General features: G+C 70.8%; 21 protein-coding genes. 10 read left to right on the plus strand and 11 right to left on the minus strand.

The window, feature by feature from the left end; genetic code table 11:
- Nucleotides 1-283: 283 nt before the first annotated feature.
- The 4 genes from IE172_RS07165 (at nt 284) to IE172_RS07180 (ending at nt 5,974) form a co-directional block, all read left to right on the plus strand.
- On the plus strand, nt 284-1,921 hold the full coding sequence (locus tag IE172_RS07165; RefSeq protein ID WP_190096236.1) for a protein kinase domain-containing protein: 1,638 nt from the start codon (nt 284-286) through the stop codon (nt 1,919-1,921).
- Nucleotides 1,922-2,354: 433 nt separating this feature from the next.
- A complete protein-coding gene (gene pdhA / locus IE172_RS07170) occupies nt 2,355-3,560 on the plus strand; it encodes a pyruvate dehydrogenase (acetyl-transferring) E1 component subunit alpha (protein WP_190096237.1) in 1,206 nt (401 codons plus the stop codon).
- 1 nt (nt 3,561) lies between these two features.
- Nucleotides 3,562-4,554: an alpha-ketoacid dehydrogenase subunit beta gene (locus IE172_RS07175; RefSeq protein WP_190096238.1), complete on the plus strand. Its 993-nt coding sequence runs from the start codon at nt 3,562-3,564 to the stop codon at nt 4,552-4,554.
- A 10-nt stretch (nt 4,555-4,564) separates the two neighbouring features.
- Nucleotides 4,565-5,974: a dihydrolipoamide acetyltransferase family protein gene (locus IE172_RS07180; protein WP_190096239.1), complete on the plus strand. Its 1,410-nt coding sequence runs from the start codon at nt 4,565-4,567 to the stop codon at nt 5,972-5,974.
- Nucleotides 5,975-6,054: 80 nt separating this feature from the next.
- Here IE172_RS07180 and IE172_RS07185 read toward each other — a convergent pair whose 3' ends face one another.
- Both IE172_RS07185 and IE172_RS07190 read right to left on the minus strand, forming a co-directional pair.
- Complete coding sequence (locus IE172_RS07185) at nt 6,055-7,053, minus strand: BRO-N domain-containing protein (RefSeq protein ID WP_190096240.1); 999 nt, start codon at nt 7,051-7,053, stop codon at nt 6,055-6,057.
- A 192-nt stretch (nt 7,054-7,245) separates the two neighbouring features.
- The gene (locus IE172_RS07190) at nt 7,246-8,160 is read right to left on the minus strand and encodes a D-alanyl-D-alanine carboxypeptidase family protein (RefSeq protein WP_190096241.1); all 915 of its coding nucleotides are present in this window, start codon (nt 8,158-8,160) and stop codon (nt 7,246-7,248) included.
- Between the two features lie 197 nt (nt 8,161-8,357).
- Between IE172_RS07190 and IE172_RS07195 the strand changes: the two genes are divergently transcribed.
- Both IE172_RS07195 and IE172_RS07200 read left to right on the plus strand, forming a co-directional pair.
- Nucleotides 8,358-9,014: a GntR family transcriptional regulator gene (locus tag IE172_RS07195; RefSeq protein WP_190096242.1), complete on the plus strand. Its 657-nt coding sequence runs from the start codon at nt 8,358-8,360 to the stop codon at nt 9,012-9,014.
- Entirely contained in the window at nt 9,011-10,321 is a 1,311-nt protein-coding gene (locus IE172_RS07200) for an MFS transporter (protein WP_190096243.1), read from the plus strand. Before IE172_RS07195 ends, IE172_RS07200 begins: the two co-directional genes overlap by 4 nt.
- Before the next feature lie 115 nt (nt 10,322-10,436).
- On the opposite strand, the gene IE172_RS07205 is transcribed toward IE172_RS07200, so the two are convergent.
- Nucleotides 10,437-11,261, minus strand: a complete 825-nt coding sequence (locus IE172_RS07205; protein WP_190096244.1) for a maleylpyruvate isomerase family mycothiol-dependent enzyme — start codon at nt 11,259-11,261, stop codon at nt 10,437-10,439.
- Between the two features lie 182 nt (nt 11,262-11,443).
- Between IE172_RS07205 and IE172_RS07210 the strand changes: the two genes are divergently transcribed.
- Complete coding sequence (locus IE172_RS07210) at nt 11,444-12,238, plus strand: carbon-nitrogen family hydrolase (RefSeq protein ID WP_190096245.1); 795 nt, start codon at nt 11,444-11,446, stop codon at nt 12,236-12,238.
- 25 nt (nt 12,239-12,263) lie between these two features.
- Here IE172_RS07210 and IE172_RS07215 read toward each other — a convergent pair whose 3' ends face one another.
- The 4 genes from IE172_RS07215 to IE172_RS07230 all read right to left on the minus strand — a co-directional run bounded on the left by IE172_RS07215 (nt 12,264) and on the right by IE172_RS07230 (nt 16,448).
- Complete coding sequence (locus IE172_RS07215) at nt 12,264-12,758, minus strand: LURP-one-related/scramblase family protein (RefSeq protein ID WP_190096246.1); 495 nt, start codon at nt 12,756-12,758, stop codon at nt 12,264-12,266.
- A 138-nt stretch (nt 12,759-12,896) separates the two neighbouring features.
- Nucleotides 12,897-13,148 carry a DUF6458 family protein gene (locus IE172_RS07220; protein ID WP_190096247.1) on the minus strand — a complete coding sequence of 84 codons (252 nt, stop codon included), beginning with the start codon at nt 13,146-13,148 and terminating at the stop codon, nt 12,897-12,899.
- 87 nt (nt 13,149-13,235) lie between these two features.
- Entirely contained in the window at nt 13,236-14,534 is a 1,299-nt protein-coding gene (locus IE172_RS07225) for a M18 family aminopeptidase (RefSeq protein WP_190096248.1), read from the minus strand.
- 87 nt (nt 14,535-14,621) lie between these two features.
- A complete protein-coding gene (locus tag IE172_RS07230) occupies nt 14,622-16,448 on the minus strand; it encodes an acyl-CoA dehydrogenase (RefSeq protein ID WP_190096249.1) in 1,827 nt (608 codons plus the stop codon).
- Nucleotides 16,449-16,610: 162 nt separating this feature from the next.
- Here IE172_RS07230 and IE172_RS07235 point away from each other — a divergent pair, with 162 nt between their 5' ends.
- Both IE172_RS07235 and IE172_RS07240 read left to right on the plus strand, forming a co-directional pair.
- On the plus strand, nt 16,611-17,075 hold the full coding sequence (locus tag IE172_RS07235; RefSeq protein WP_190096250.1) for an SseB family protein: 465 nt from the start codon (nt 16,611-16,613) through the stop codon (nt 17,073-17,075).
- Between the two features lie 75 nt (nt 17,076-17,150).
- Nucleotides 17,151-17,900, plus strand: a complete 750-nt coding sequence (locus IE172_RS07240; protein ID WP_306432782.1) for a pirin family protein — start codon at nt 17,151-17,153, stop codon at nt 17,898-17,900.
- 160 nt (nt 17,901-18,060) lie between these two features.
- Here the strand turns inward: IE172_RS07240 and IE172_RS07245 are convergent, their stop codons facing one another.
- Nucleotides 18,061-20,187 carry a SpoIIE family protein phosphatase gene (locus tag IE172_RS07245; RefSeq protein ID WP_190096251.1) on the minus strand — a complete coding sequence of 709 codons (2,127 nt, stop codon included), beginning with the start codon at nt 20,185-20,187 and terminating at the stop codon, nt 18,061-18,063.
- A gap of 144 nt (nt 20,188-20,331) precedes the next feature.
- Here IE172_RS07245 and aspS point away from each other — a divergent pair, with 144 nt between their 5' ends.
- Nucleotides 20,332-22,095, plus strand: a complete 1,764-nt coding sequence (gene aspS, locus IE172_RS07250) for an aspartate--tRNA ligase (RefSeq protein ID WP_190096252.1) — start codon at nt 20,332-20,334, stop codon at nt 22,093-22,095.
- Nucleotides 22,096-22,328: 233 nt separating this feature from the next.
- Here the strand turns inward: aspS and IE172_RS07255 are convergent, their stop codons facing one another.
- The 3 genes from IE172_RS07255 to IE172_RS07265 all read right to left on the minus strand — a co-directional run.
- Nucleotides 22,329-22,694: a PH domain-containing protein gene (locus IE172_RS07255; RefSeq protein ID WP_004985738.1), complete on the minus strand. Its 366-nt coding sequence runs from the start codon at nt 22,692-22,694 to the stop codon at nt 22,329-22,331.
- Nucleotides 22,695-22,820: 126 nt separating this feature from the next.
- Nucleotides 22,821-24,437, minus strand: coding sequence for a methionine--tRNA ligase (gene metG / locus IE172_RS07260; protein WP_190096253.1), 1,617 nt, complete (start codon nt 24,435-24,437; stop codon nt 22,821-22,823).
- 162 nt (nt 24,438-24,599) lie between these two features.
- A partial coding sequence (locus IE172_RS07265; protein WP_190096254.1) for a VWA domain-containing protein occupies nt 24,600-25,903 on the minus strand: 1,304 nt, incomplete at its 5' end.

Raw genomic sequence — 25,903 nt, forward strand, 5'->3', positions numbered from 1 at the left:
TGCTATTCCCGGCCAAGTCTGCCCCAGGCCACTGACACGTCAAGCGCGGTGCCCGATCCGTGACCGTACGCGCAAGAAGCGTCGCGGAAGCGTTACAGGGGCCGTACGACCGGCGCGCGGAATTTGCACGACGGTACGGAGTGCGGGTTTCATGGCCGGTCCGTCTCGTGCCGGCCCCGGCAGTCCGTCCCGGACCGGAGCCTTGTGCAAAGGCTGTAGCGTGGGCCGACGGAGACCGTGACAACACCGCGCGCACCGCGGGCAGAAACGACGGCGAGGACTGATGGCACAGCAGCAGCGCGCTCAGGGCCCGTCCGACGACCCCGAGGCGACTGGCGGCGGCATGTCGGACGCGCCGGACAACTGGGGCAACGGCGGGCTCGTCGGCGACGGCCGGTACCGGCTGACCCACAGGCTCGGCCGGGGCGGCATGGCCGAGGTGTTCGCCGCCGAGGACGTACGTCTCGGCCGTACGGTCGCCGTCAAGCTGCTGCGCTCCGACCTCGCCGAGGACCCCATCGCCAAGGCCCGCTTCACGCGTGAGGCCCAGTCGGTGGCCGGTCTCAACCACCACGCGATCGTCGCCGTGTACGACTCCGGCGAGGACGTCATCGGCGGCCAGGCGGTCCCGTACATCGTGATGGAGATCGTCGAGGGCCGCACCATCCGCGACCTGCTGATGAACGCGGAGGCCCCCGGCCCCGAGCAGGCGCTGATCATCGTCTCCGGTGTCCTGGAGGCGCTCGCCTACTCGCACCAGCACGGCATCGTGCACCGCGACATCAAGCCGGCCAACGTCATCATCACCAACAACGGCGCCGTGAAGGTGATGGACTTCGGCATCGCCCGTGCGCTGCACGGCGCGTCGACGACGATGACGCAGACCGGCATGGTCATGGGCACCCCCCAGTACCTCTCCCCGGAGCAGGCGCTCGGCAAGGCCGTCGACCACCGCTCCGACCTGTACGCCACCGGCTGCCTGATGTACGAGCTGCTGGCGCTGCGTCCCCCGTTCACCGGGGAGACGCCGCTGTCGGTGGTCTACCAGCACGTCCAGGACATCCCCACGCCCCCGTCGGAGGCCTCCGACGCCTGCCCGCCGGAGCTGGACGGGCTGGTCATGCGCTCCCTCGCCAAGGAGCCCGACGACCGTTTCCAGACGGCCGAGGAGATGCGCGGCCTGGTCCAGTACGGGCTGCAGATGCTCTACGACCAGGGCGGCCACACGGGCACCTGGAACACCGGCCCGGTGGACCTGCACGAGGGTCCGCCCACCCCGGCGGCCGGTTTCGCGGGCACGGCCGTCATGCCGCACCCGGACGCCGCCGGCACCACGGCGATCCCGCAGCCGATCCTGCCCGCCGGGTACGGCGGGGACGACGGCGGCTTCGAGGGCAACGGCAACCAGGGCAGCGGCCGCGGCAAGCTGTGGGTCCTCGCCGTGCTCGCCGTGATCGCGGTCGTCGCGGGCGTCGCGCTGGCGCTCAACAACGCCGGCGGGAGCGGGGGCGGCGGCAAGACCGAGAAGTCGCCCTCCGTCTCGCAGAGCACCGAGGACGAGCCGGCCAGCGAGTCCCCGAGCGACGAGGAGACCGAGGAGACGACCGACCCGGGCACCGACCCGGGTACGGGCTCCGGCGGCAACGGGGACTGGAAGCCGTCGTACACGCCGTCGGAGACCCCGTCGGAGACGGAGACGGACGAGCCGAGCGCCCCGCCGACGGCCACGCAGCCGACCCAGACGGGCGGCACCGAGGACGGTGGCACCGAGAACGGCGGCACCGGCCCCGGCGGCACGGAGGACGGCGGCACGGAGACCGGCGGCACCGAGACGGGCGGCACCGAGACCGGCGGCGCCGGAGCCGGCGGTGCCGACGCGGGCGGAGCGAACGTGGGCGGAGTGCCGGGCGGGACGGGCTGACCGACCGCCGACCGCCGGGCTACCGGCGCGGTCCCGGCCGGCGCTTCCCTCTCCCCGCGCGCCCCGCCCCCCCCATGTCGTGCACCCCGTGACTCCCCGCGCGGCACGCCGTGCCGTCACGAAAGTCGGCTCTTCCCGTCCCCGGGGTGGCCGGGATAACGTGCCGTTGCTCCGGCCTCCTGCAAGGCTGTGACCAGCGCGCTCTCACAGCCTTCCCGATTTACTTGGAAGCCCAAGCAAAATCGCAGGTCAGATGGGGTTTCACAGAAATGTGGAGCACTGGGTAACGTGCCTGTTGCAGGGCGCTCGCCGGGGCACCTGTCACGCCTGTTCCCGGCCGAGTGGCACCCACCCCGTGCCCGGTGGTCGAGTAACAGGTGAGCCGCACTGGCCTACCGGCAACCCCGGGGGCCGGACCGACGGAGGAGCACACGTGACCGTGGAGAGCACTGCCGCGCGCACACCGCGACGCAGCGCCGGAAGCAAGGCCGGCACCACCGGCACCAAGCGCACCACCAGCACCACCAAGAAGGCCACCGGCGCCCGGAAGAGCGCCGAGCCCGCCCTCGTCCAGTTGCTGACGCCCGAGGGCAAGCGGGTGAAAAACGCCGAGTACGACAAGTACGTCGCCGACATCACCGCCGACGACCTGCGCGGTCTGTACCGCGACATGGTGCTCACCCGCCGCTTCGACGCCGAGGCCACCTCTCTGCAGCGCCAGGGCGAGCTGGGCCTGTGGGCGTCGCTGCTCGGGCAGGAGGCGGCGCAGATCGGCTCCGGCCGGGCGCTGCGCGACGACGACTACGTCTTCCCCACCTATCGCGAGCACGGTGTCGCGTGGTGCCGCGGGGTCGACCCGACCAACCTGCTCGGCATGTTCCGCGGGGTCAACAACGGCGGCTGGGACCCCAACGGCAACAACTTCCACCTGTACACGATCGTCATCGGCTCCCAGACGCTGCACGCCACGGGTTACGCGATGGGCATCACCAAGGACGGCGCGGACAGCGCCGTCATCGCGTACTTCGGCGACGGCGCCTCCAGCCAGGGCGACGTGGCCGAGGCCTTCACCTTCTCCGCGGTCTACAACGCGCCCGTCGTGTTCTTCTGCCAGAACAACCAGTGGGCGATCTCCGAGCCGACCGAGAAGCAGTCCCGGGTGCCGCTCTACCAGCGCGCGCAGGGCTTCGGCTTCCCGGGCGTCCGCGTGGACGGCAACGACGTGCTGGCGAACCTGGCCGTCACCAAGTGGGCGCTGGAGCGGGCCCGTGCGGGTGAGGGCCCGACGCTGGTCGAGGCGTTCACGTACCGCATGGGCGCGCACACCACCTCCGACGACCCCACCCGCTACCGGGGCGACGAGGAGCGTCTGGCCTGGGAGGCGAAGGACCCGATCCTGCGCCTGCGCCGCCACCTGGAGTCCGCGCACCACGTGGACGAGGCGTTCTTCGCGGAACTGGAGGCCGAGAGCGAGGCGCTGGGCAGGCGGGTGCGCGAAGCGGTCCGCGCCATGCCCGACCCGGACCACTTCGCCATCTTCGAGAACGTGTACGCGGACGGGCACGCGCTGGTGGACGAGGAGCGGGCACAGTTCGCCGCCTACCAGGCGTCGTTCGCGGACGAAGACGGGGGTAAGTGACATGGCTCAGACCGTGACATCGAAGAACATGGCCCTGGCCAAGGCGATCAACGAGTCGCTGCGGCACGCCCTGGAGACGGACCCGAAGGTCCTCGTCATGGGCGAGGACGTCGGCAAGCTCGGCGGCGTGTTCCGGGTGACGGACGGCCTGCAGAAGGACTTCGGCGAGAGCCGCGTCATCGACACCCCGCTCGCCGAGTCGGGCATCGTCGGTACGGCGATCGGCCTGGCGCTGCGCGGCTACCGTCCGGTGGTGGAGATCCAGTTCGACGGCTTCGTCTTCCCGGCGTACGACCAGATCGTCACCCAGCTGGCGAAGATGCACGCCCGCGCGCTGGGCAAGGTCAAGATGCCGGTCGTCGTGCGCATCCCCTACGGCGGCGGCATCGGCGCGGTGGAGCACCACTCGGAGTCCCCGGAGTCGCTGTTCGCGCACGTGGCCGGTCTGAAGATCGTGTCGCCGTCGAACGCGTCGGACGCGTACTGGATGATGCAGCAGGCCATCCAGAGCGACGACCCGGTGATCTTCTTCGAGCCGAAGCGGCGCTACTGGGACAAGGGCGAGGTCGACACCGAGGCCATCCCGGGCCCGCTGCACAAGGCGAAGACGGTCCGCGAGGGCACGGACCTCACCCTGGTCGCGTACGGCCCGATGGTGAAGCTGTGCCAGGAGGCCGCCGACGCGGCCGCCGAGGAGGGCCGCTCCCTGGAGGTGCTGGACCTGCGCTCGGTCTCCCCGCTGGACTTCGACTCGGTCCAGGCGTCGGTGGAGAAGACCCGCCGGCTGGTCGTGGTGCACGAGGCGCCGGTGTTCTTCGGCTCGGGCGCGGAGATCGCGGCGCGCATCACGGAGCGCTGCTTCTACCACCTGGAGGCCCCGGTGCTGCGGGTGGGCGGCTACCACGCCCCGTACCCGCCGGCCCGTCTGGAGGAGTCCTACCTCCCGGACCTGGACCGGGTGCTCGATGCCGTCGACCGCTCGCTGGCGTACTGAGGAGAGGGTCGTGACGACGATGACGAACGCGTCCGTACGCGAGTTCAAGATGCCGGACGTGGGCGAGGGCCTCACCGAGGCCGAGATCCTCAAGTGGTACGTCCAGCCGGGTGACACCGTCACCGACGGCCAGGTGGTGTGCGAGGTCGAGACGGCGAAGGCGGCCGTCGAACTGCCCATCCCCTACGACGGTGTGGTCCGCGCACTGCACTTCCCCGAGGGCACCACGGTGGACGTGGGCACGTCCATCATCGCGGTGGACGTCGCGGGCGGCGCGGCCCCGGCCGAGGAGGCGCCCGCAGCGCCCGCCGTCCCCGCCGAGCCCGCCGCGGAACCCGGCGAGAAGCCGGCCGCCCGCCAGCCCGTCCTGGTCGGTTACGGCGTGGCGACGTCCTCCACCCGCCGGCGCCCGCGCAAGCAGGCGCCGGACGACGCCGCCGCCCAGCAGGCGGCGGTGGCGGTCCATGCGGAGCTGAACGGCCACGGTGCCGCTGCCGCCGTCGCCCAGGACCGCCCGCTGGCGAAGCCGCCGGTGCGCAAGCTGGCGAAGGACCTGGGCATCGACCTGGCCACGGTCACCCCGACCGGCCCGGACGGCATCATCACCCGCGAGGACGTCCACGCGGCGGTGGCGGCGGTCCAGGCCCCGCAGGAGCAGCCCGCTCCCGTGTCCGCACCCGCCCCGGCCGCCCCGGCGGCCCCGGTGTCGTACGACACCGCCCGCGAGACCCGTGTCCCGGTCAAGGGGGTGCGCAAGGCGACGGCGGCGGCGATGGTCGGTTCGGCGTTCACGGCGCCGCACGTCACGGAGTTCGTGACGGTCGACGTGACGCGCACCATGAAGCTGGTCGAGGAGCTCAAGCAGGACAAGGAGTTCGCCGGCCTGCGCGTGAACCCGCTGCTGCTGATCGCCAAGGCCCTGCTGGTCGCGATCAGGCGGAACCCGGAGGTCAACGCCTCCTGGGACGAGGCGGCCCAGGAGATCGTGGTCAAGCACTACGTCAACCTGGGTATCGCGGCGGCCACCCCGCGCGGTCTGATCGTCCCGAACATCAAGGACGCCCACGCCAAGAACCTGCCGCAATTGGCCGAGTCCCTGGGTGAACTGGTGTCCACGGCCAGGGAGGGCAAGACCTCGCCGTCCGCGATGCAGGCGGGCACGGTCACGATCACCAACGTCGGCGTCTTCGGCGTCGACACGGGCACGCCGATCCTCAACCCGGGCGAGTCCGCGATCCTCGCGGTCGGCGCGATCAAGCTGCAGCCGTGGGTGCACAAGGGCAAGGTGAAGCCCCGTCAGGTCACCACCCTGGCACTCTCCTTCGACCACCGCCTGGTCGACGGCGAACTGGGCTCCAAGGTCCTGGCCGACGTGGCCGCGATCCTGGAGAACCCGAAACGGCTGATCACTTGGGCGTGACGGCCACGCACCGGTAGATTCGACACGGGAGGGGCGCCGCAAGTTGGAGTTGCGACGCCCCTCCTGCCGTACCGGCCTCCTCAGGTCCGGTGCAGCACGTACACCGGGGCCCCGTCCTCGGCCCCGCCCCGCGAGCGGATGCAGGCGTGCTTGCGCAGCATCCGGAGGCACTCGTTGACACGGCGCACGGAGAGCCCCGTACGGGCGGCGATCGACTCCAGCGGCTCGCGCAGCTCGCCCTGTTCGACGAGCACCGGGGCGATCACCACGGCCACCGCCCACACGTCCTCCGTCACGGACAGCCGCTCCCGCCAGTCGGCCAGCACCGACTCGGTGGTGGGCAGCGTGGTGAGGTGCCCCGTGACCGGCCGGCGCTCGAGGACGAGGGTGTCGAACCGGTCCGCGATCCGTTCCAGAGCCCGCACCATGGCCTGCTGCACGGCGAGCGTGGCCTGCTGCACCGACAGCGTGGCCTGCTGTGTCGCCAGCATCTCCCTCTGCAGGGTCAGCGTCTCCTTCTGCAAACCGATCGATTCGCGCTGGCCGCCCGCGAGCTCCTCGTCCAGCTGAAGGTTGTGCGCCTCCAGCCGGACGATGGCCTCGGCGACCTGCTCCGGCATGGCGTAGGCGATCGGCGCGCCGGGTTCGACGGGCTGCACCTCGGCCTCGTCGAGGGAGTAGGAACCCTCGCGCTGCACGGTCTCGATCACTTCGGCCACCCATCGCTTGAACGGGGCGCACGTCGGTTTGGTGCAGGCGTTGACGAGGAGGATGAGACCTTGGAGAGAGATGACGTGCAAGTCTCGGCGCCACCCTCTACCTGCGGGAATGCTGAGACCGTAACCTCCAGTTACGGTCTCGAGCATTTCTCGGTGCTCGTCGGGGACATGGTCGGCGAGAGCCTTCCGTGAGTTGGTGTGCCCGAGTTCCTTGCAGACGTCCACCGCCGGGAACCAGTGCGTCCCGTCCGGCATCGTCAGCCGTCGTACCCGGGCCCCGGTCGCCGCGTAGACGAAGTCGCTGACGTCGATCGCCTCGCGCTGCTCGGCGGAGTGCTGCCGCTTGCTGGGTTCGTTCATCTGAACCACCTCCGCAGCGGAACGTAGAGCGGCGTTCAGCGCATATGCCAGCCAGTTCGATGATGTTCACAATTGCGAGCGAAAGCGGCCGGAACCGCTGTACAGGGCAGCGAAGGTGTGTATGACGGGCAGCGGGGTGCGGCACGCGAAAGGGCCCGCCGGTGCCGGCGGGCCCTTGTCCGTGCGTCCGGGTCAGATCTTCCCGAAGCCGTAGCCCAGGAGCTTCTTCGCGTCCTTCTCGCGCTGGGCGGCGGAGGAGGAGGCGAGGACCGTGCCGATGACGGTCTTGCCGTTGCGGGTCGCGGCGAAGACCAGGCAGTACTTGGAGGCCGAGCCGGAGCCGGTCTTCACGCCGATCGTGCCCGAGTAGCTGCTGAGCAGGGTGTTGGTGTTGGTCCACGGCGCCATCGTGCGGGTGCCGCCCGACTTCGTCTTCGTCTTCGCCGTGTACTTCTTCGTCTTCACGATCGAGCGGAACGTCGAGTTCTTCATCGCGCTGCTCGCGATCTTCGTCAGATCGCGCGGCGTGGAGTAGTTCTTGCCGTTGCCGATGCCGTCGAACGAGTCGAAGTGGGTGTTCTTCAGGCCCAGCTTCTTCGCGTCGGCGTTCATCTTGCCGATGAACGACTTCACCCGCGCCGACCGCGTCGTGCCCGTGCCGAACTTGTCGGCCAGCGCGTACGCCGCGTCGCAGCCGGACGGCAGCATCAGCCCGTACAGCAGCTGGCGCACGGTGACCTTGTCGCCGACGATCAGCCGCGCGGACGAGGCGTTCTTCGACACGATGTAGTCGCTGTACGCCTTCTGGATGGTGACCTTGGCGTCGAGGTTCAGGTTCTTCTGCGCGAGCACGACCTTCGCGGTCATGATCTTCGTCGTCGAGCCGGTCGAGCGGCGCGTGTCCGCGGCCTTCGAGTACAGCGCCTTGCCGTTCGCGTTGTTCATCACGAAGCCGCCCTTGGCGACGATCGTGGGCACGGGCGCGGCCTGCACCGGAGCGGCCTGCGCCGGCGCCGCGTGGAGGACGCCCGCGGAAACCATGGCGCCGGTGCTCACGGCGACGCCGACGGCTCTGCGGAGGCGGATGGCCTGGATGCCGATCTTCAAGTGAGGTACCCCGATTGAGTTGAATGCCCCAGTGGTGCGGCAGAGTTGTGGGTGCGGCCGACAGTGGGTCCGCACATGTCCGACTCCTTCCGGGGGCGGATGGTTGTGCTCGCGGCGGGCCGACTTTCCGGGGCGGGGTACAGTCCGCATCGTGGACGTATGCTTCCACGCGTACGTGTTGTATCTATCCTGTGGGCATGACCAGCCTGGCTCCCGTGAAGCAACCACCCGCCGCCGAGCGCGTCTACAGCCACGTCAAGCAGGGCGTCCTGGAGCGCCGCTACGAGGGCGGCACCCTGCTCACCGAGGGTGAGCTGGCCGAGGCCGTGGGGGTCTCGCGCACCCCGGTGCGCGAGGCGCTGCTGCGGCTGGAGGTCGAAGGGCTGATCAAGCTCTACCCGAAGAAGGGCGCACTCGTGCTGCCGGTCTCCGCCCAGGAGATCGCCGACGTGGTGGAGACCCGGCTGCTCGTCGAGGAGCACGCCGCCAGGAAGGCCGTGCCCGCGCCGCCCGGCCTCATCGAGCGGCTGGAGCAGCTGCTCGCCCGGCAGAAGGAGCAGGCCGCCGCGGGCGACTTCGCCGCCGCCTCCGTCACCGACCGGTGCTTCCACGCCGAGATCGTCCGCAGCGGCGGCAACGAGATCCTCTCCCGCCTCTACGACCAGCTCCGCGACCGCCAGCTGCGCATGGGCGTGGCCGTGATGCACTCCCACCCCGACCGCATCGCCAAGACCCTCGCCGAACACGAGGAGATCCTGCACGCGCTGCGCTCGGGCGACGCGGAGGCGGCCGTGGGCGTGGTCCACCGGCACGTGGGCTGGTTCTCCCACCTGGCCAGGGGAGAGGTGCGATGAGCGCCGCGCGCACCGGTGCCGCCGTCCGGCCCGGCGACCCTCCCGGTGGCCGGCGCGCCCTCGCCGTCTGGGGGATCGGCGTCTCCGTCTACTTCGTCGCCGTCATCTTCCGCACGTCCCTGGGGGTGGCCGGGCTCGACGCCGCCGACCGGTTCGGCGTCAACGCCTCGGCCCTGTCCACCTTCTCCATCCTCCAGCTGCTGGTCTACGCGGGCATGCAGATACCCGTCGGCCTGCTGGTGGACCGGCTCGGCACGAAAAAGGTGCTGGGCATCGGCGTCGTGCTGTTCACGGTCGGACAGCTCGGTTTCGCCCTCTCGCCGTCGTACGGCATGGCGCTCGCCTCGCGCGCGCTGCTCGGCTGCGGCGACGCGATGACGTTCATCAGCGTGCTGCGGCTGGGCACCCGGTGGTTCCCGGCCCGGCGCGGGCCGCTGGTCGCGCAGATGGCCGGGCTGGCCGGCATGGCGGGCAACCTCGTCTCCACGCTCGTCCTGGCCCGGCTGCTGCACGACATCGGCTGGACGGCGGCGTTCGCGGGCAGCGCGCTCGCGGGAGTCGTGGTGTTCGTGCCGCTGGTGCTGTTCCTCAAGGACCATCCCGAGGGCCACGAACCGGATCCCGTGCCGCACCGGGGCGCCGCCTACGTACGCCGTCAGATCGCCGCCTCCTGGCGGGAACCGGGGACCCGGCTCGGGATGTGGGTGCACTTCACGACCCAGTTCCCGGCGATGGTGTTCCTGCTGCTGTGGGGCATGCCGTTCCTCGTCGAGGCGCAGGGGCTGTCCCGGGGGGTCGCCGGTGAGCTGCTGACGCTCGTGGTGCTCTCCAACATGGTCGTCGGCCTCGTCTACGGCCAGGTCGTCGCCCGGCACCACGGGGCGCGGCTGCCGCTGGCGCTGGGAACGGTCGGAGCGACCGCGGTGCTGTGGGCCGCGATCCTCCTCCACCCGGGGGACACGGCGCCGATGTGGCTGCTGGTCGTGCTGTGCACGGTGCTGGGCGCCTGCGGGCCGGCGTCGATGCTCGGGTTCGACTTCGCCCGCCCGGCGAATCCCCCGGAACGGCAGGGGACGGCGTCCGGCATCACCAACATGGGGGGCTTCGTCGCCTCCATGACGACGCTGTTCGCGATCGGGGTGCTGCTGGACGCGACGGGGGACGACTACGCCGTCGCCTTCTCGTCGGTGTTCGTGCTGCAGGCGCTGGGGGTCTCGCAGATCCTGCGGTTGCGGCGGCGGGCGGCGCGCAGGGAGTCGGAGCGCCTGGTCGCCAGCCGGGTCTCCTCCGTGCACGTGCCGGTGTAGACACCGGGGGCAGGGCCGGCCGGGCGGGCCTGCGCCTGCCGGGTTCCTCCCCCGGCCCGCGCGCCGCGCCGGCGGGGGCGCCCCGGCCGCCCCGGGGCGCCCCCGCCCGCGACGCCTACGGGGTGACCGCGAAGTGCCGCAGGATCGCCGCCGCCAGGTCCAGGTCGCCCTCCGTCTTCACCCGGTCCGCCGCCGCGTCCGCCGTCACCCGGCCGCAGGCCAGGCGGACATACGTCTCCCAGTCGAGGGTGAGGGTGGCGGCGGGGCCGAGGGCGGGGGCCGTTTCGAGGGTGCCGCGGCCCTGGATGTCGACGCGGATCGTGCGCAGGAACTCCAGCGGACCGTGCACGTCGAGGACCACGGCCGAGCTGCGCGGCGCCTGCGCCTTCTCGGCGACCACACGCGGCAGTTCGGCGAGCAGCACGTCCCGGGCGACGTGCGCGCCGGGCGAGTCGAGGTTGCCGGGCCGGCGCAGGGCCGTGCGCAGGTCCTGCTCGTGCGCCCACACGTCGAACGCGTGCCGGCGCATGGCCTCCTCCAGCGTCAGCTCCGTGCCCAGCGGGCCGCGCACCTTGGTGCCCGGGTCACGGCTCTCGTTGCGCAGCTGGCGGTTGCGCCGGATGATCATGAGCTCCAGCTCGGAGGTCATCTCCGGCGCCGTGTGGTGGCGGCGCACGTCGACCTGCATCTCCATGTACCGCTGGTGGTCGTTGGTGACGTGGAACAGGTCGCGCGGCAGGGTGTGGATGGGGCGGGGGTCCCCGTACATCTCGGAGTCGAGGCCGATGACGTGGGAGACGACATCGCGGACCGACCAGCCCGGGCACGGCGTCCGCCGGTTCCAGTCGGCCTCCGGGAGCGGCTGCACCAGCTCGGATATCGCCTCGATCGAGTGGGTCCAGGCGTCGGCGTAGGGCTGGAGGGTGGGATGCAGGCTCACGGAACGGGACCCCTCGGCGGTCGGTACACGGGCAGGTGGTGGCGGCGGTGCCAGTGGGCGGTGGCTGCACTGCGTGGGTGTCTTGGGTCGCTAAGTTACGCTGCGGAGAGGCACCCCGGCAGTGCTTTCGTGTGACGATCGTAGGCCCGTGTGCGCGGGTCGAATGCCAGGACGGTGGTAGTGTGCGCGCTTCCTTGCTCCAAGTCGCCGTGAACGAGGGCGAATCGGTCGATTCGCGTCGGCGTCGGGTGGCCGCGATGGTACGGGATCAGGCCGCGGCCGATCTCGTGGTGCTCCCGGAGCTGTGGACCACGGGGGCGTTCGCGTACGACGCGTTCGACAGCGAGGCGGAACCGGTCGAGGGGCCGACCTTCGAGGCGATGGCCAAGGCCGCGAGCGACGCCGGCGTCTGGCTGCACGCGGGCTCGATCCCCGAGCGCGCCCCGGACGGCACCCTCTACAACACCTCCCTCGTCTTCTCCCCCTCCGGTGAGCCGGCCGCCTCCTACCGCAAGATCCACCGCTTCGGCTTCGACCAGGGCGAGGCCGTGCTGATGGGGGCGGGCGACGCACTGGTGACGGTCCGGCTGCCGGAGACCGTGCTCGGCGTGGCGACCTGCTACGACCTCCGCTTCCCCGAACTCTTCCGCGGTCTCGTCGACAGGGGGGCCGAGACCCTCGTCGTCGCGGCCGGCTGGCCCGAGCGCCGCCGCGCGCACTGGACGCTCCTGGCCCGGGCGCGGGCGGTGGAGAACCAGGCGTTCGTCCTCGCGTGTGCGACGGCCGGGACGCACGCCTCGGTTCCGCAGGCGGGTCACTCCCTCGTCGTCGACCCGTGGGGTGAGGTGCTCGCGGAGGCGGGCCCGGACGAAGAGGTCCTGACGGTCGACTTCGATCCGGCGACGGTGGCGGGGACCCGGGAGCGCTTCCCGGCCCTCAAGGACCGGGTCCTTGGCCTGGACCGCCCCCGCCGCTGACCCCGCGGACGGGCGGGGACACCCCCTAGTCCCCGCGTTCCTTCTCCGCCAGGTGGATCACGCACACCGCGACCGCGATCAGCAGCGCCGGGTCGGCGTCCTCCCGTACGACGTCGACGCCGTAGGTGTCGCGGAGGGTCAGCCACCGGCGTGAGATCACGGCGAGCAGCTCGCCGTCGTACTCGACGGCGAACTCCCGGTCGAGGACACGGCCGCTGACGTCGAGTTCGGTGCTGCCGTCCGCCAGGGCCACCCGGTAGTGGTTGCGCAGCAGCGACAGCCGTTTGCGCCGGACGGTCGCGAGCGGCTCGTCACCGCGCTCGATCACCATCGTGTCCCGCAGGGCGAACATCTTCCGGCGGATGTCGATGAGCACCCGCCCCTCGGTGTCCTTCAGTTCGAAGGTGTCCCGCAGCCGCAGGGCCTTGCCGTCGACGAGGAAGACCCTGTTCCCCCGCTCGTCCTCGATCCAGTAGTCGTCACCGATTCCCAGGATCCGGTCCCGCACGAGAAATCTCATGCATCCAGCACTTCCCCGTGCCCGGCGCCGAAACGCCGCCGGTAGGCCGACGGGCTGACTCGCGCCGCGCAGCGGTGAGGGCACGGGGGACGTGTCCTCCCGTGCCCTCGACGTGGACCCCGGCGCCGGGGGCGCCGGTCAGACCCCGTACCCGTCGCTGTAGCCGTCCCGCGTGCGAGGACGGGCGGGGTCCTCGACGACCGGCGTGGCGGGTGGTACGACGACCCGCCGCCGCCGGGCGATGCTGCTGAAGGTCGCGACGCCGATCAGACCGACGATCATGAAGATGATGCCGACCAGGTCAAGGTTGACACCCTGCATGTCCCAGTCGGTCGCGAACGTGAGGATTGCTCCCACGGCGATGAGGATGATGCATCCGCCGAGGCCCATGAGTGTCGCCTCCCTGTCCGGTGTCTCCGGTGTGCACCGGGTACCCGGGCGGACGGCTCCCATGCGCCTTTCGCCGACGGGGGTTGACTAGTCCTCAAGAAACGCCACGAGGGCGTTCGCCAGCAGGTACGGGTCCTTCGCGCCGCACAGTTCGCGGGCGCTGTGCATCGACAGGATGGCCACGCCGATGTCGACGGTCCGGATGCCGTGCCGTGCCGCCGTGATCGGGCCGATCGTGGTGCCGCACGGCATCGCGTTGTTGGAGACGAACGTCTGGAAGGGGACGCCCGCCTTCTCGCAGGCCGCCGCGAACACCGCTCGTCCCGAACCGTCGGTGGCGTACCGGTTGTTGACGTTGACCTTGAGGATGGGGCCGCCGTCGACGCGCGGGTGGTGCGTCGGGTCGTGCCGCTCCGCGTAGTTGGGGTGGACGGCGTGGCCGGTGTCGGAGGACAGGCAGACGGTGGCCGCGAAGGCGCGCGCCCGGTCCTCGTAACTGCCGCCGCGCGCGAACACCGAGCGTTCCAGGACGCCGCCGAGCAGCGGGCCGTCCGCGCCGGTGTCGGACTGGGACCCGTTCTCCTCGTGGTCGAACGCGGCGAGGACGGGGATGTGGGACAGGGCGGATCCCTGGCCCGCCACCGCCGCCAGCGCGGCCGTACCGGCGTGCACGGAGAGCAGGTTGTCCATCCGCGGGCCCGCCACCAGCTCGCGGTCGCGGCCCAGGTAGGCGGGCGGTTCGACGGGGTGGACCATCAGGTCCCAGCCCGTCACCTCGCCGGACGGGAGACCGGCGGTCTCCTCCAGGAAGGCGATGAGGTCGCCGTCGCGGACGTCGTCGCCCATGCCCCAGACCGGCTGCATGTGCCGCTGCTTGTCGAGCTTCAGGCCGTCGGCGTTGACCGAGCGGTCCAGGTGGATGGCGAGCTGGGGGACGCGCAGCAGCGGACGGTCGACGTCGACGAGGCGGGTGGTGCCGTCCCGCAGGGAGAGCCGGCCGGCCAGGCCCAGGTCGCGGTCGAGCCAGGAGTTGAGCAGCGGACCGCCGTAGATCTCCACGGCCACCTGGCGCCAGCCGTGCGCCCCGCTGTCGGGGCGGGGCTTGACGCGCAGGGTGGGGGAGTCGGTGTGCGCGCCGACGATCCGGAAGGGGGTGTGCGCGGGGGCGCCCTCGGGGACGTACCAGGCGATGATCGCACCGCCGCGCAGCACGTACTTGCCGCCGGTGGTCCCGTCCCAGGCGTCCGTCTCCGCGACCTGCCGGAAGCCCGCCTTCTCCAGCCGCTCGGCGGCGTTCGCCACCGAGTGGTACGGCGTGGGGCTCGTCGCCAGGAAGGACATCAGGTCGTCGGTGTGACCGCGATCGAAGCGGGGGGGTTCGCTCATGGGTTCACCATAACGAGGGCGAGGGCCCGCCCCCCTGTGCGGGAGCGGGCCCTCGGACCGTCCGGGACGGGTCTGTACGGGGTCGTCCTAGAACGCCGCCTCGTCCAGTTCCATCAGGTCCAGGCCGACACCCTCGGCGACCTTGCGGGCCAGGGTGACGCCCGGGAGGACGTTCGCCGCGAAGAACTTCGCCGCGGCGATCTTGCCGGTGTAGAACGCCTTGTCCTTGGCGGAGGCCGTGGCGAGCTTCTCGGCGGCGACCGCGGCGCCCCGCAGCAGCAGGTAGCCGACGACGACGTCGCCGGAGGCCATCAGCAGGCGGGTGGTGTTGAGGCCCACCTTGTAGATGTTCTTGACGTCCTGCTCGGTGGCCGCGAGGTCGGTGAGCATCAGGCCGACGACGGCCTCCAGCTCGACGGCCGCCTTCGCCAGGTGCTCGCGGGCGCCCGCCAGCTCCTCGCCGCCCTCACCGACCGCCAGGAACTTCTTGATCTCCTCGGCGAGCGAGTTCAGGGCGGCGCCCTGGTTGCGGACGATCTTCCGGAAGAAGAAGTCCTGGCCCTGGATGGCGGTGGTGCCCTCGTACAGGGTGTCGATCTTGGAGTCCCGGATGTACTGCTCGATCGGGTACTCCTGCAGGAAGCCCGAGCCGCCGAAGGTCTGCAGCGACTGGGCGAGCTGCTCGTAGCCCTTCTCCGAGCCGTAGCCCTTGACGATGGGCAGGAGCAGGTCGTTGAGCGCGTTCTCGGCGGAGACGTCCTCGCCCGCGGCCTCCTTGACCGCGATGGTGTCCTGGACGGACGCGGTGTAGAGGACGAGGGCGCGCATGCCCTCCGCGTACGCCTTCTGCGTCATCAGCGAGCGGCGCACGTCGGGGTGGTGCGTGATGGTGACCTTGGGCGCCTTCTTGTCCATGAAGTTGGCCAGGTCGGGACCCTGGACGCGCTCCTTGGCGTACTCGAGGGCGTTCAGGTAGCCCGTGGAGAGCGTGGAGATCGCCTTCGTGCCGACCATCATGCGGGCGAACTCGATGATGCGGAACATCTGGCGGATGCCGTCGTGCTTGTCGCCGATCAGCCAGCCCTTGGCGGGGTGCCGGTCGCCGAAGGTCATCTCGCAGGTGTTGGACGCCTTCAGGCCCATCTTGTGCTCGACGTTCGTGGCGTACACGCCGTTGCGCTCGCCCAGCTCGCCGGTCTCGAAGTCGAAGTGGTACTTGGGGACGAGGAAGAGCGACAGGCCCTTGGTGCCGGGGCCGGCGCCCTCGGGGCGGGCCAGCACGTAGTGGAGGATGTTCTTCGACATGTCGTGCTCACCGGAGGTGATGAACCGCTTCACGCCCTCGATGTGCCAGGAGCCGTCCTCCTGCTGCACGGCCTTGGTGCGGCCGGCGCCCACGTCCGAGCCGGCGTCCGGCTCGGTGAGGACCATGGTGGAGCCCCACTGCTTCTCGACGGCGATCTGCGCGATCTTCTTCTGGACGTCGTTGCCCTCGTTGTAGAGGATCCCGGCGAAGGCGGGGCCGGAGGAGTACATCCACACGGCCGGGTTCGCGCCGAGCACCAGCTCGCCGTACGCCCAGACCAGCGACGGCGGGGCGGTGGTGCCGCCGACGCCCTCGGGCAGGCCCAGGCGCCAGTACTCGGAGTCCATGAAGGCCTGGTAGCTCTTCTTGAAGGACGCGGGCACCGGAGCGGTACCGGTCTCCGGGTCGAAGACCGGCGGGTTGCGGTCGGCGTCGGTGAAGGACTCCGCCAGCTCGTTCTCCGCGAGCCGGGCCAGCTCGTCGAGGATGCTCTTCGCGGTCTCGACGTCCATCTCCTGGAACGGGCCGGTGCCGTACAGCTTGTCGCGCCCGAGTACTTCGAAGAGGTTGAACTCGATGTCGCGGAGATTGGACTTGTAGTGCCCCATGGCGACTGCTCCGTAAGAGAGAGATCGGCGAGGCACTGTCTCCTCGCACTAGTACACGTACCAACAGGTAACTCCGATGATGCTACCCGTGGGTAATAAGAAGCAACCCCGATCCGGACATCTGTGACTCAGCCCTCCCGCGGGGTCGTTAGTCTGTGCGGCATGTACGGCTACGACCAGAGCGCGGGGACCCAGCAGGGCTACGTTCCGCCGCAGCAGCAGATGCCGGGCGGGTACGGGCAGCAGGCGCCGCTGTACCCCGAGCCGTCCGCGCCGTCGCTCGCCGACGCCGTGCGCGCGTTCACCACGGGCCAGATGGCGGCCGAGGACTTCCAGCAGATCTTCGCCACGTCCAAGGTCTACTGCCCGCGCGGTGACAACCCCGGCTTCCTCGCCCTGCACAACACCCAGCAGCCGGTTATCCCGATGTTCACCTCGCTCAAGGAGCTGCGGCGGTACGCGGGCAAGGAGTCCAAGTACTTCGTGATCACCGGCGCCGAGGTGATCGACCTGCTGCCGACCGGCTACGGCTTCGTGCTCGACATGGAGGGTGAGCACCGGATGGTGTTCGACGCGAAGGCCGTGGAGCAGATGGTCGAGTTCGCCATGCGCCGGATGTACGGCTGAAGCCGCCGGCCTTGTCACTCCCCAGCGGAGCCCGGAGGGAATTCCCTCCGGGCTCTCTGTGTTCCGGGTGGCAAGATGTTCAACGCTCAACTAAACTGGGCGTACCCGAGGAGGTACATCGACGGGATCTTCGACCACCAGGACTCCAACGGCGGTGGCGGCACCATCACCAACGGCGACACCCAGTGGATGACGGCAGGCAGCGGTCTGCTGCACATCGAGGCGCCGCCGGAGCAGCTCGTCATGTCCGGCGGGCTCTTCCACGGGCTCCAGCTGTGGGTGAACCTCCCCGCCAAGGACAAGATGATGGCGCCGCGCTACCAGGACATCCGCAGCGGCAGCGTCCAGCTGCTCACCTCCCCCGACGGCGGCGCCCTGCTGCGGGTCATCGCCGGTGACCTGGACGGTCACGAGGGACCCGGCATCACGCACACGCCGATCACCATGGTCCACGCGACGCTGGCGCCCGGCGCCGAGGTCACCCTGCCCTGGCGGGAGGACTTCAACGGCCTGGCGTACGTCATGGCCGGGCGCGGGTCGGTCGGTGCCGAGCGGCGTCCGGTCCACCTCGGCCAGACCGCGGTCTTCGGCGCCGGATCCTCGCTGACCGTCCGCGCGGACGAGAAGCAGGACTCGCACACCCCGGACCTGGAGGTCGTCCTCCTCGGCGGCCGGCCCATCCGTGAGCCGATGGCGCACTACGGGCCGTTCGTGATGAACACCCGGGAAGAACTCCAGCAGGCGTTCGAGGACTTCCAGAAGGGCCGGCTGGGCACGGTCCCGGCCGTGCACGGGATGTCGGAGAAGGGCCCGCGGGAGGCCTGACCGGCGGCCCCGCCCCCGGTGAGGACGACGCCCGGGGGCCGGCCGCGACCCGCGGTGATCCCGGCCGCGGGCGGACGCGACGACGTCCGCCCGCGGCCGGACGGCTGCCGGGGCGCGGGAAGGGCTCGTGGCGGTGGCGGGAGGGGGCCGGGGCCGCGCGTCAGCCGTCGGCGACGGTGCCGTGCTTCTCGTACAGCTCGAACCAGATGCTCTTGCCCTCGCCGCGGGGGTCGACGCCCCAGGTGTGGGCGAGGAGTTCGACCAGGACCAGGCCGCGTCCGGAGGAGGCCAGCTCCCCCGGCCGGCGCAGGTGCGGCAGGTCGTCGCCGGCGTCGGTGACCTCGACGCGGATCCGGCGGCCGTCCCCTCCGTCGGTGACCTCGGCGAGCAGCAGGGCGTCGGTGTCGGTGTGCACCAGGACGTTGGTGAGGATCTCCGACAGCAGCAGCACCGCCGAGTCCGCCTGGTCCGCGGAGGACCAGTCGTGCAGCAGCTCCCGCAGCTGGTGCCGGGCCACCCCGACCCGCTCGGGCTCGGCCTGGGCCACGGTCAGCATCGTGCGGCGCACCGGCGGCCGCACCGTGTCGGACTCCGCTCCGCAGCCGCATCCGCCGCCCTGCCGGGACAGCAGCAGTACGGCGATGTCGTCCTCGCGGCGGTCGATCAGCGGGCCGGTGCTGTGGTGGGAGGACGGGCCGTGCACCGCCTGGACCAGGGCGTCGGCCAGTTCCTCCTGGTTGCCCCGGTGCTCCTCCAGGACGGTGCGCAGGCGCTGCCGGCCGGTGTCCAGGTCGTGGCCGCCGGTCTCGATCAGCCCGTCCGTGCAGATCATCATCGTCTCGCCGGGCTCCAGGACCAGCCGCGTGGTGGGGTAGTCGGCGTCCGGGTCGATGCCCAGCGGCAGCCCGACCGCCGTCGGCGGGGTCAGCACCGTCGCGTCGGCCATGCGGAGCACCGGCTCCGGGTGCCCGGCGCGGGCGACCTCCAGCACGCCGCTCACGGCGTCGACCTCGGCGTACAGACAGGTGGCGAAGCGGGGCTCGGCCGGGTCCGCGTCGCCGATGCCGTGCAGGAAACGGGAGGCGCGGGAGAGCACGGCGTCGGGCCGGTGGCCCTCGGAGGCGTACGCCCTCAGGGCGGTCCGGAGCTGCCCCATCAGTCCCGCGGCCCGTACGTCATGACCCTGCACGTCGCCGATCACGAGCGCGAACCGTCCTCCCCCGGGAAGCGGGATCACGTCGTACCAGTCGCCGCCGATCTGGAGACCGCCGCCGGTGGGGATGTAGCGGGCGGCGATGCTCATGCCGGGGATGCCGGGGCCGAGCTTCGGCATCATCGAGCGCTGCAGACCGTCGGTCAGCGCCCGTTCGCTCTCCGCGGCGCCGGCGCGGGTCAGGGCCTGGGCCAGCATCCGGGCCACCGTGGTCAGTACGGACCGTTCGTCGGGGGTGAACGCGACCGGGTAGGCGAAGGCCGCCAGCCAGGCGCCCATCGGGCGGCCGGACGCGGTCAGGGGAAGGAAGGCCCAGGACCGGCGTCCGAAGCGCTGGGCGAGCGGCCAGGTGAGGGGGTAGCGGGTCCGGTACTCCTCCGGGGAGGAGAGGTAGACCGCGCGGCCGGTACGCACCACCTCGGCGGCCGGGTAATCGGTGTCCAGCGGCATGTAGAACGGGTTGTCGGCGCCGGGCTCGTGTCCGTGGTGGCCGATGATCGTGAGCTGGTCGCCCTCCACCCCGAACACGGCCAGCCCGTCCGGTGAGAACCCGGGCATCGACAGGTTGGCCGTGACCCGCAGCACCTCCTGCGTCGACCGCGCCTCCGCCAGCGCGCGGCCCGCGTCCAGCAGGAACGCCTCGCGGGAGCGCCGCCAGTCGCCGGTGACCGCGTTGCGCCCGGCGGCCGTGCCCGGCGCCGGCTCGGTGACCTCCTGGAGGGAGCCGGTCAGGACGTACGCCCTGCGGTCGCGGTCGAAGGAGGGCTTGGAGCGGCTGCGCACGACCCGGAGGACCCTTTTCCGGTCGTCCATGATCCGGATCCGCACCTCGGCGATGGTGCCCTCGGCGACGGCGAGCTGGACCACTCCGGTGATCTCGTTCCAGTCGACGGGGTGCAGGCGCGCCCGCACCTGGGCCTCCGTGAGCGTGACCTCCCGGGCGGGCAGCCCGAGCAGCCGTGCCGCCACGGCGTCCACCGTGACCAGCCCGGCGGCGGTGTCCCAGTGCCACAGCCCGGTGTCGAGGGCGGCGAGCACGTCCCCCAGGGCGGGCAGGGGCTCACCAGAGCGCATTGCACCACTTTAGGAAGAGGGTGACGAAAAGTTCCACCGCGCCCCCCTCGTCATGGCAGAGAAGCGATCTCGGCCCGGCCGGTAGGCTTGGGGGAGTTTCACGTGAAACAACGACCCCGATCCGCGAAGGCTGGATGAACGACGATGCATCGGTACAGGTCCCACACCTGCGGCGAGCTCCGCGCCTCTGACGTCGGAACCGACGTCCGGCTGAGTGGCTGGCTGCACAATCGGCGCGACCTGGGCGGCATTCTCTTCATCGATCTGCGCGATCACTACGGCATCACCCAGCTCGTGGCGCGTCCGGGCACCGAGGCGTACGAGGCGCTGGACAAGCTGTCCAAGGAGACCGTGGTCCGCGTCGACGGCAAGGTCGTCTCGCGCGGTACGGACAACGTCAACGCCGAGCTGCCGACCGGTGAGGTCGAGGTCGAGGTCGGCGTGGTCGAGGTGCTGGGCGCGGCCGCCCCGCTGCCCTTCACGATCAACGCCGAGGACGGCGTCAACGAGGAGCGGCGCCTGGAGTACCGCTTCCTGGACCTGCGCCGTGAGCGCATGCACCGCAACATCCTGCTGCGCACGTCGGTCATCTCGGCGATCCGCCACAAGATGACGGCGCTGGGCTTCAACGAGATGGCGACGCCGATCCTGAGCGCCACCTCCCCCGAGGGCGCCCGCGACTTCGTCGTCCCCTCCCGTCTCAACCCCGGCAAGTTCTACGCGCTGCCGCAGGCGCCGCAGCAGTTCAAGCAGCTGCTGATGGTCTCCGGCTTCGACCGCTACTTCCAGATCGCGCCCTGCTTCCGCGACGAGGACGCCCGCGCGGACCGCTCGCCGGGCGAGTTCTACCAGCTCGACGTGGAGATGAGCTTCGTCGAGCAGGAGGACGTCTTCCAGCCGATCGAGAAGCTGATGACCGAGCTGTTCGAGGAGTTCGGGGGTGGCCGTCATGTGACGTCGCCGTTCCCGCGCATCCCGTTCCGCGAGGCGATGCTGAAGTACGGCTCCGACAAGCCGGACCTGCGCGCCCAGCTGGAGCTCGTCGACATCACCGACGTGTTCGAGGGCTCGGAGTTCAAGGCGTTCGCCGGCAAGCACGTCCGTGCGCTGGCCGTGCCGGACGTCTCCGCCCAGCCCCGCAAGTTCTTCGACCAGCTCGGTGACTACGCGGTCTCCCAGGGCGCCAAGGGCCTGGCCTGGGTGCGCGTCGGCGAGGACGGCTCGCTGACCGGCCCGATCGCGAAGTTCCTGACGGAGGCGAACGTCGCGGAGCTGACCAAGCGCCTCTCGCTGGCCCCCGGCCACGCGGTGTTCTTCGGCGCGGGCGAGTTCGACGAGGTCTCGAAGATCATGGGCGCGGTGCGGGTCGAGGCCGCCAAGCGCGCCGGTCACTTCGAGGAGAACGTCTTCCGCTTCTGCTGGATCGTCGACTTCCCGATGTACGAGAAGGACGAGGACACCGGCGCGATCGACTTCTCCCACAACCCCTTCTCGATGCCGCAGGGCGGCCTGGAGGCCCTGGAGACCCAGGACCCGCTGGACATCCTCGGCTGGCAGTACGACATCGTCTGCAACGGTGTCGAGCTGTCCTCCGGCGCCATCCGGAACCACGAGCCGGAGATCATGCTCAAGGCGTTCGAGATCGCGGGCTACGACCGGGAGACGGTCGAGGAGAAGTTCGCCGGCATGCTCCGCGCGTTCCGCTTCGGCGCCCCGCCGCACGGCGGCATCGCCCCCGGCGTCGACCGCATCGTCATGCTCCTCGCCGACGAGCCCAACATCCGCGAGACCATCGCGTTCCCGCTCAACGGCAACGCCCAGGACCTGATGATGGGCGCCCCGACGGAACTCGACGAGCCCCGCCTGAGGGAACTGAACATCTCGGTGCGCAAGCCGCAGCCGAAGTAGTCCCGGCGCGAGCAGCACGCACGAGGGGCCCGGAACCGACTCGGTTCCGGGCCCCTCGCCCTGGGCGAACCCGCACTGTGGTCAGTCCTCGGTGAACAGGTCCTCCGCGCGCTCCACCGTGCCGGAACGGTCCAGCCGGTGGGAGGCCTCGTGTGGTGCGGTGACCATGAGCGCAAGCCTGGTGCGCTCATGGCCCATGCCACTGGCCTGTGCGGAAGGTTCAGCCGATCGGGTCAGCGGGCCACGAACTGGGTGAGGATGGCCTGGACCTCGTAGATGTCGACGCCCTTGGTGAAGGTCTTCTGGATGGGGGCCGGGGAGCCCGAGAGCCAGATCTTGAGTTCGGCGTCGAGGTCGAAGGTGCCGGCGGTCTCCACCGCGAAGTGGGTGATGCTGCGGTAGGGGATGGAGTGGTACTCCACCTTCTTGCCGGTGATGCCCTGCTTGTCGACCAGGATCAGCCGCCGGTCGGTGAACAGGATGGTGTCGCGGATCAGCAGGAACGCGGCGTGCACCTGCTCGCCGTGGCCCAGCAGACGGGCGTAGTCCTGCTGTGCCTGGGCCGGGTCGACGGTGTGCGCGTTGCCGAAGAGTGCCATGGAACGGGTCCCCCCACGGGAGTGATGACGACGGTCGGGTGTCGGCCGCCTCCCTGTGATCTTCGCAAAGGGACGGGGCCCGGGAGAAGAGGTGCTCTGCTCCCGGGCCCCGCTGTGGCGATCGCGTTACGCGGTCGGCTTCTCCTCGAGACGGGGGAAGAGGACCGCGCCCTTGGTGACCGTGGAACCGGCGGGGAGCAGGCCCCAGGTGCCGGCCTCCTGGACGTTCTGGTCGGCCAGAGCGCCGAGGCCGGCCTCCGCGCCGAGGGAGTCCCAGAGCTTCTGGGAGGTCTCCGGCATGACCGGATTGAGGAGGACGGCCACCGCGCGGAGCGACTCGGCGGCCGTGTAGAGGATGGTCGCCAGGCGGGCCCTGCCCTCGGGCGAGTCGTCCTTGGCGACCTTCCAGGGCTCCTGCTCGGTGATGTAGCCGTTGACCTGCTTGACGAAGTCGAACACCGCCAGGATGCCGCCCTGGAAGTCCACCTCCTCGCCGATGCGGCGGTCCGCCTCCGTGACCGCCTTGGCCAGGCCGTCGTGGATCGCCCGCTCGGCCTCGCCGTCCGCGCTCGACGCCGGGAGCTCCCCGCCGAAGTACTTGCCGACCATCGCGGCGACGCGGGAGGCGAGGTTGCCGTAGTCGTTGGCCAGCTCGCTGGTGTAGCGGGCGGAGAAGTCCTCCCAGGAGAAGCTGCCGTCCTGGCCGAAGGCGATCGCCCGCAGGAAGTACCAGCGGTACGCGTCCACGCCGAAGTGCGAGGTCAGGTCCTGCGGCTTGATGCCGGTCAGGTTGGACTTGCTCATCTTCTCGCCGCCGACCATCAGCCAGCCGTTCGCGGCGATCTTCCCCGGCAGGGGGAGGCCCTGCGCCATCAGCATGGCCGGCCAGATGACCGCGTGGAAGCGGAGGATGTCCTTGCCGACGAGGTGGACGTCGGCGGGGAAGGTCGCCTCGAACTTCTCCGGGTTCTCGTTGTAGCCGACCGCCGTCGCGTAGTTCAGCAGCGCGTCGACCCACACGTAGATGACGTGCTTGTCGTCCCAGGGGACCGGCACACCCCAGTCGAACGTCGAGCGGGAGATCGACAGGTCCTGCAGGCCCTGGCGGACGAAGTTCACGACCTCGTTGCGCGCGGACTCGGGCTGGATGAAGCCCGGGTTCGCCTCGTAGTGGGCGAGCAGCTTGTCGCCGTACTCGCTCAGTTTGAAGAAGTAGTTCTCCTCGCTGAGGATCTCCACCGGCTTCTTGTGGATCGGGCACAGCTTCTGGCCCGCGTACTCGCCCTCGCCGTCGAGCAGCTCCCCGGGGAGCTTGTACTCCTCGCAGCCCACGCAGTACGGGCCCTCGTAGCCGCCCTTGTAGATCTCGCCCTTGTCGTACAGGTCCTGCACGAACTCCTGGACGCGGTCGGTGTGCCGCTTCTGCGTGGTGCGGATGAAGTCGTCGTTCGCGACGTCGAGGTGCTCCCACAGGGGCTTCCACGACTCCGTGACGAGCTTGTCGGCCCAGGCCTGCGGGGTGACCCCGTTCGCCTCGGCCGTGCGCATGATCTTCTGACCGTGCTCGTCCGTGCCGGTGAGGAACCACACCTTCTCGCCGCGCTGGCGGTGCCAGCGGGTGAGCACGTCGCCTGCGACGGTCGTGTAGGCGTGGCCCAGGTGAGGAGCGTCGTTGACGTAGTAGATGGGGGTCGAGACGTAGTACGCCTTCGCCCCCTGCTTCTCTGATCCAGTGGCCGCCATGGGCGAAATCCTACTGGGCCGGTGGAGGTCGGCTCACACGCGTTTCGGGGGGCGGACGGAGGGCTTCCGGAGCCCTGTCCCGTCCACCCCCCGGGGTGTCGCGTGTGCGGCGGCCGCGGTGTGCGGCCCGGTGCCTGGTGCCTGGCGCCTGTGCCTGGGCGCCTACGGGCGCCAGGAGGCCAGGACGGCCTCGTACAGCTCCTTGTCGGTGAGCTCCCGCGGGGTCTCGCCGGCCAGGAAGTGCGCGGTGTTCGGCGTCTTCAGCTTGCGGAGGTAGTCGAACGCCTTGTTCTCCGGGTCGCCGAACGCGACGAACGAGAAGAAGACGCTCGGGTGGGTCTTCGCCGCCTCGGTGAGGGCCTGGGTGGCCGGGGTCTTCGCGTCCGGGGCACCGTCCGTCTGGAAGACCACCAGGGCGGGTGTGTCGGGGCCGGGGCCCGACGCGTCGTGCTGGGCGAGGACCTCCGCGACGGCCGCGTGGTAGCTGGTGCGGCCCATGCGGCCCAGCGACGCGTGCAGGGTGTCGATCTTGTTCTCGTAGTCGGTGAGGGTGAGGTCGCCGGTGCCGTCGAGCTCGGTGGAGAAGAAGACGACCCTGAGGGTGGCCTCGGGGTCGAGGCGGGCGGCGAGGGCCAGGGTCTGCTCGGCCAGCGCCTGGGCGGAACCGTCCTTGTAGTACGGGCGCATGGACGCGGAGCGGTCCAGGACGAGGTAGACCTTGGCGCGGGTGCCGGTGAGGTTGTGCTGCGCGAGGGCGGCGGTGGCGGCGTCGTAGGCGGTGGCGAGGGTCGCGGGGACGGGGGGCGCGGTTCCGGCCTCGGCGGTGGCCTCCGGCTTGGGGCGCGGCTCGCCTTCGGCCTCGGCGGTGGCCTCCGGCTCGGGCCCCGGCTTGCCTTCGGCCTCGGCTTCGCCTTCGGCCGGGGTTTCGTTCCCACCCGCACCACCCGTGCGGCTTTCGTCGTCGGGTGCGGGTGGCCCCTGAAGGGCGGTCCCGCCGTCGGCGGCTGCGGGAGAGTCCTCGGTGGCGGGGGCGGGCTCGGCGGCTGCCTCGGCTTCCGGCTCCGCGTCGGCCTCGGGCTTGGCTTCGGTCTCCGGCTCCGCCGTCGCTTCGGCCTCGGGCTCGCCTGCGGGCTTCGTCTCGGCTTCCGCCTGCGGCTGCGACTCGGCGTCCGCTGCCGGCTTCGTGTCCGTCACCGGGTCCGGCTCCGTCCGGGCCTCCGGCTCGGCGTCCGGCTCCGGGGCGGCTTCCGGCTTGGCCTCGGGCTTCGACTCGGCTTCCGGCTCGGGCGCGGGGTCGGGCTCGGGCTTCGGTTCGGCGTGCGCCTTCGGCTCTGCCTTCGTCACCGGTTCCGGTTCCGGCTTCGGCTCGGGCTGCGCTTCCGCCTTCGTCTCGGCCTTCGCCTCCGCTTCTGCCTCCGGCTTGGCTTCGGGCTCGGCCTTCGCCTCCGCTTCTGCCTCCGGCTTGG

It is taken from the genome of Streptomyces griseoflavus, from assembly GCF_014649995.1.
Taxonomy (GTDB): Bacteria; Actinomycetota; Actinomycetes; order Streptomycetales; family Streptomycetaceae; genus Streptomyces; species Streptomyces griseoflavus.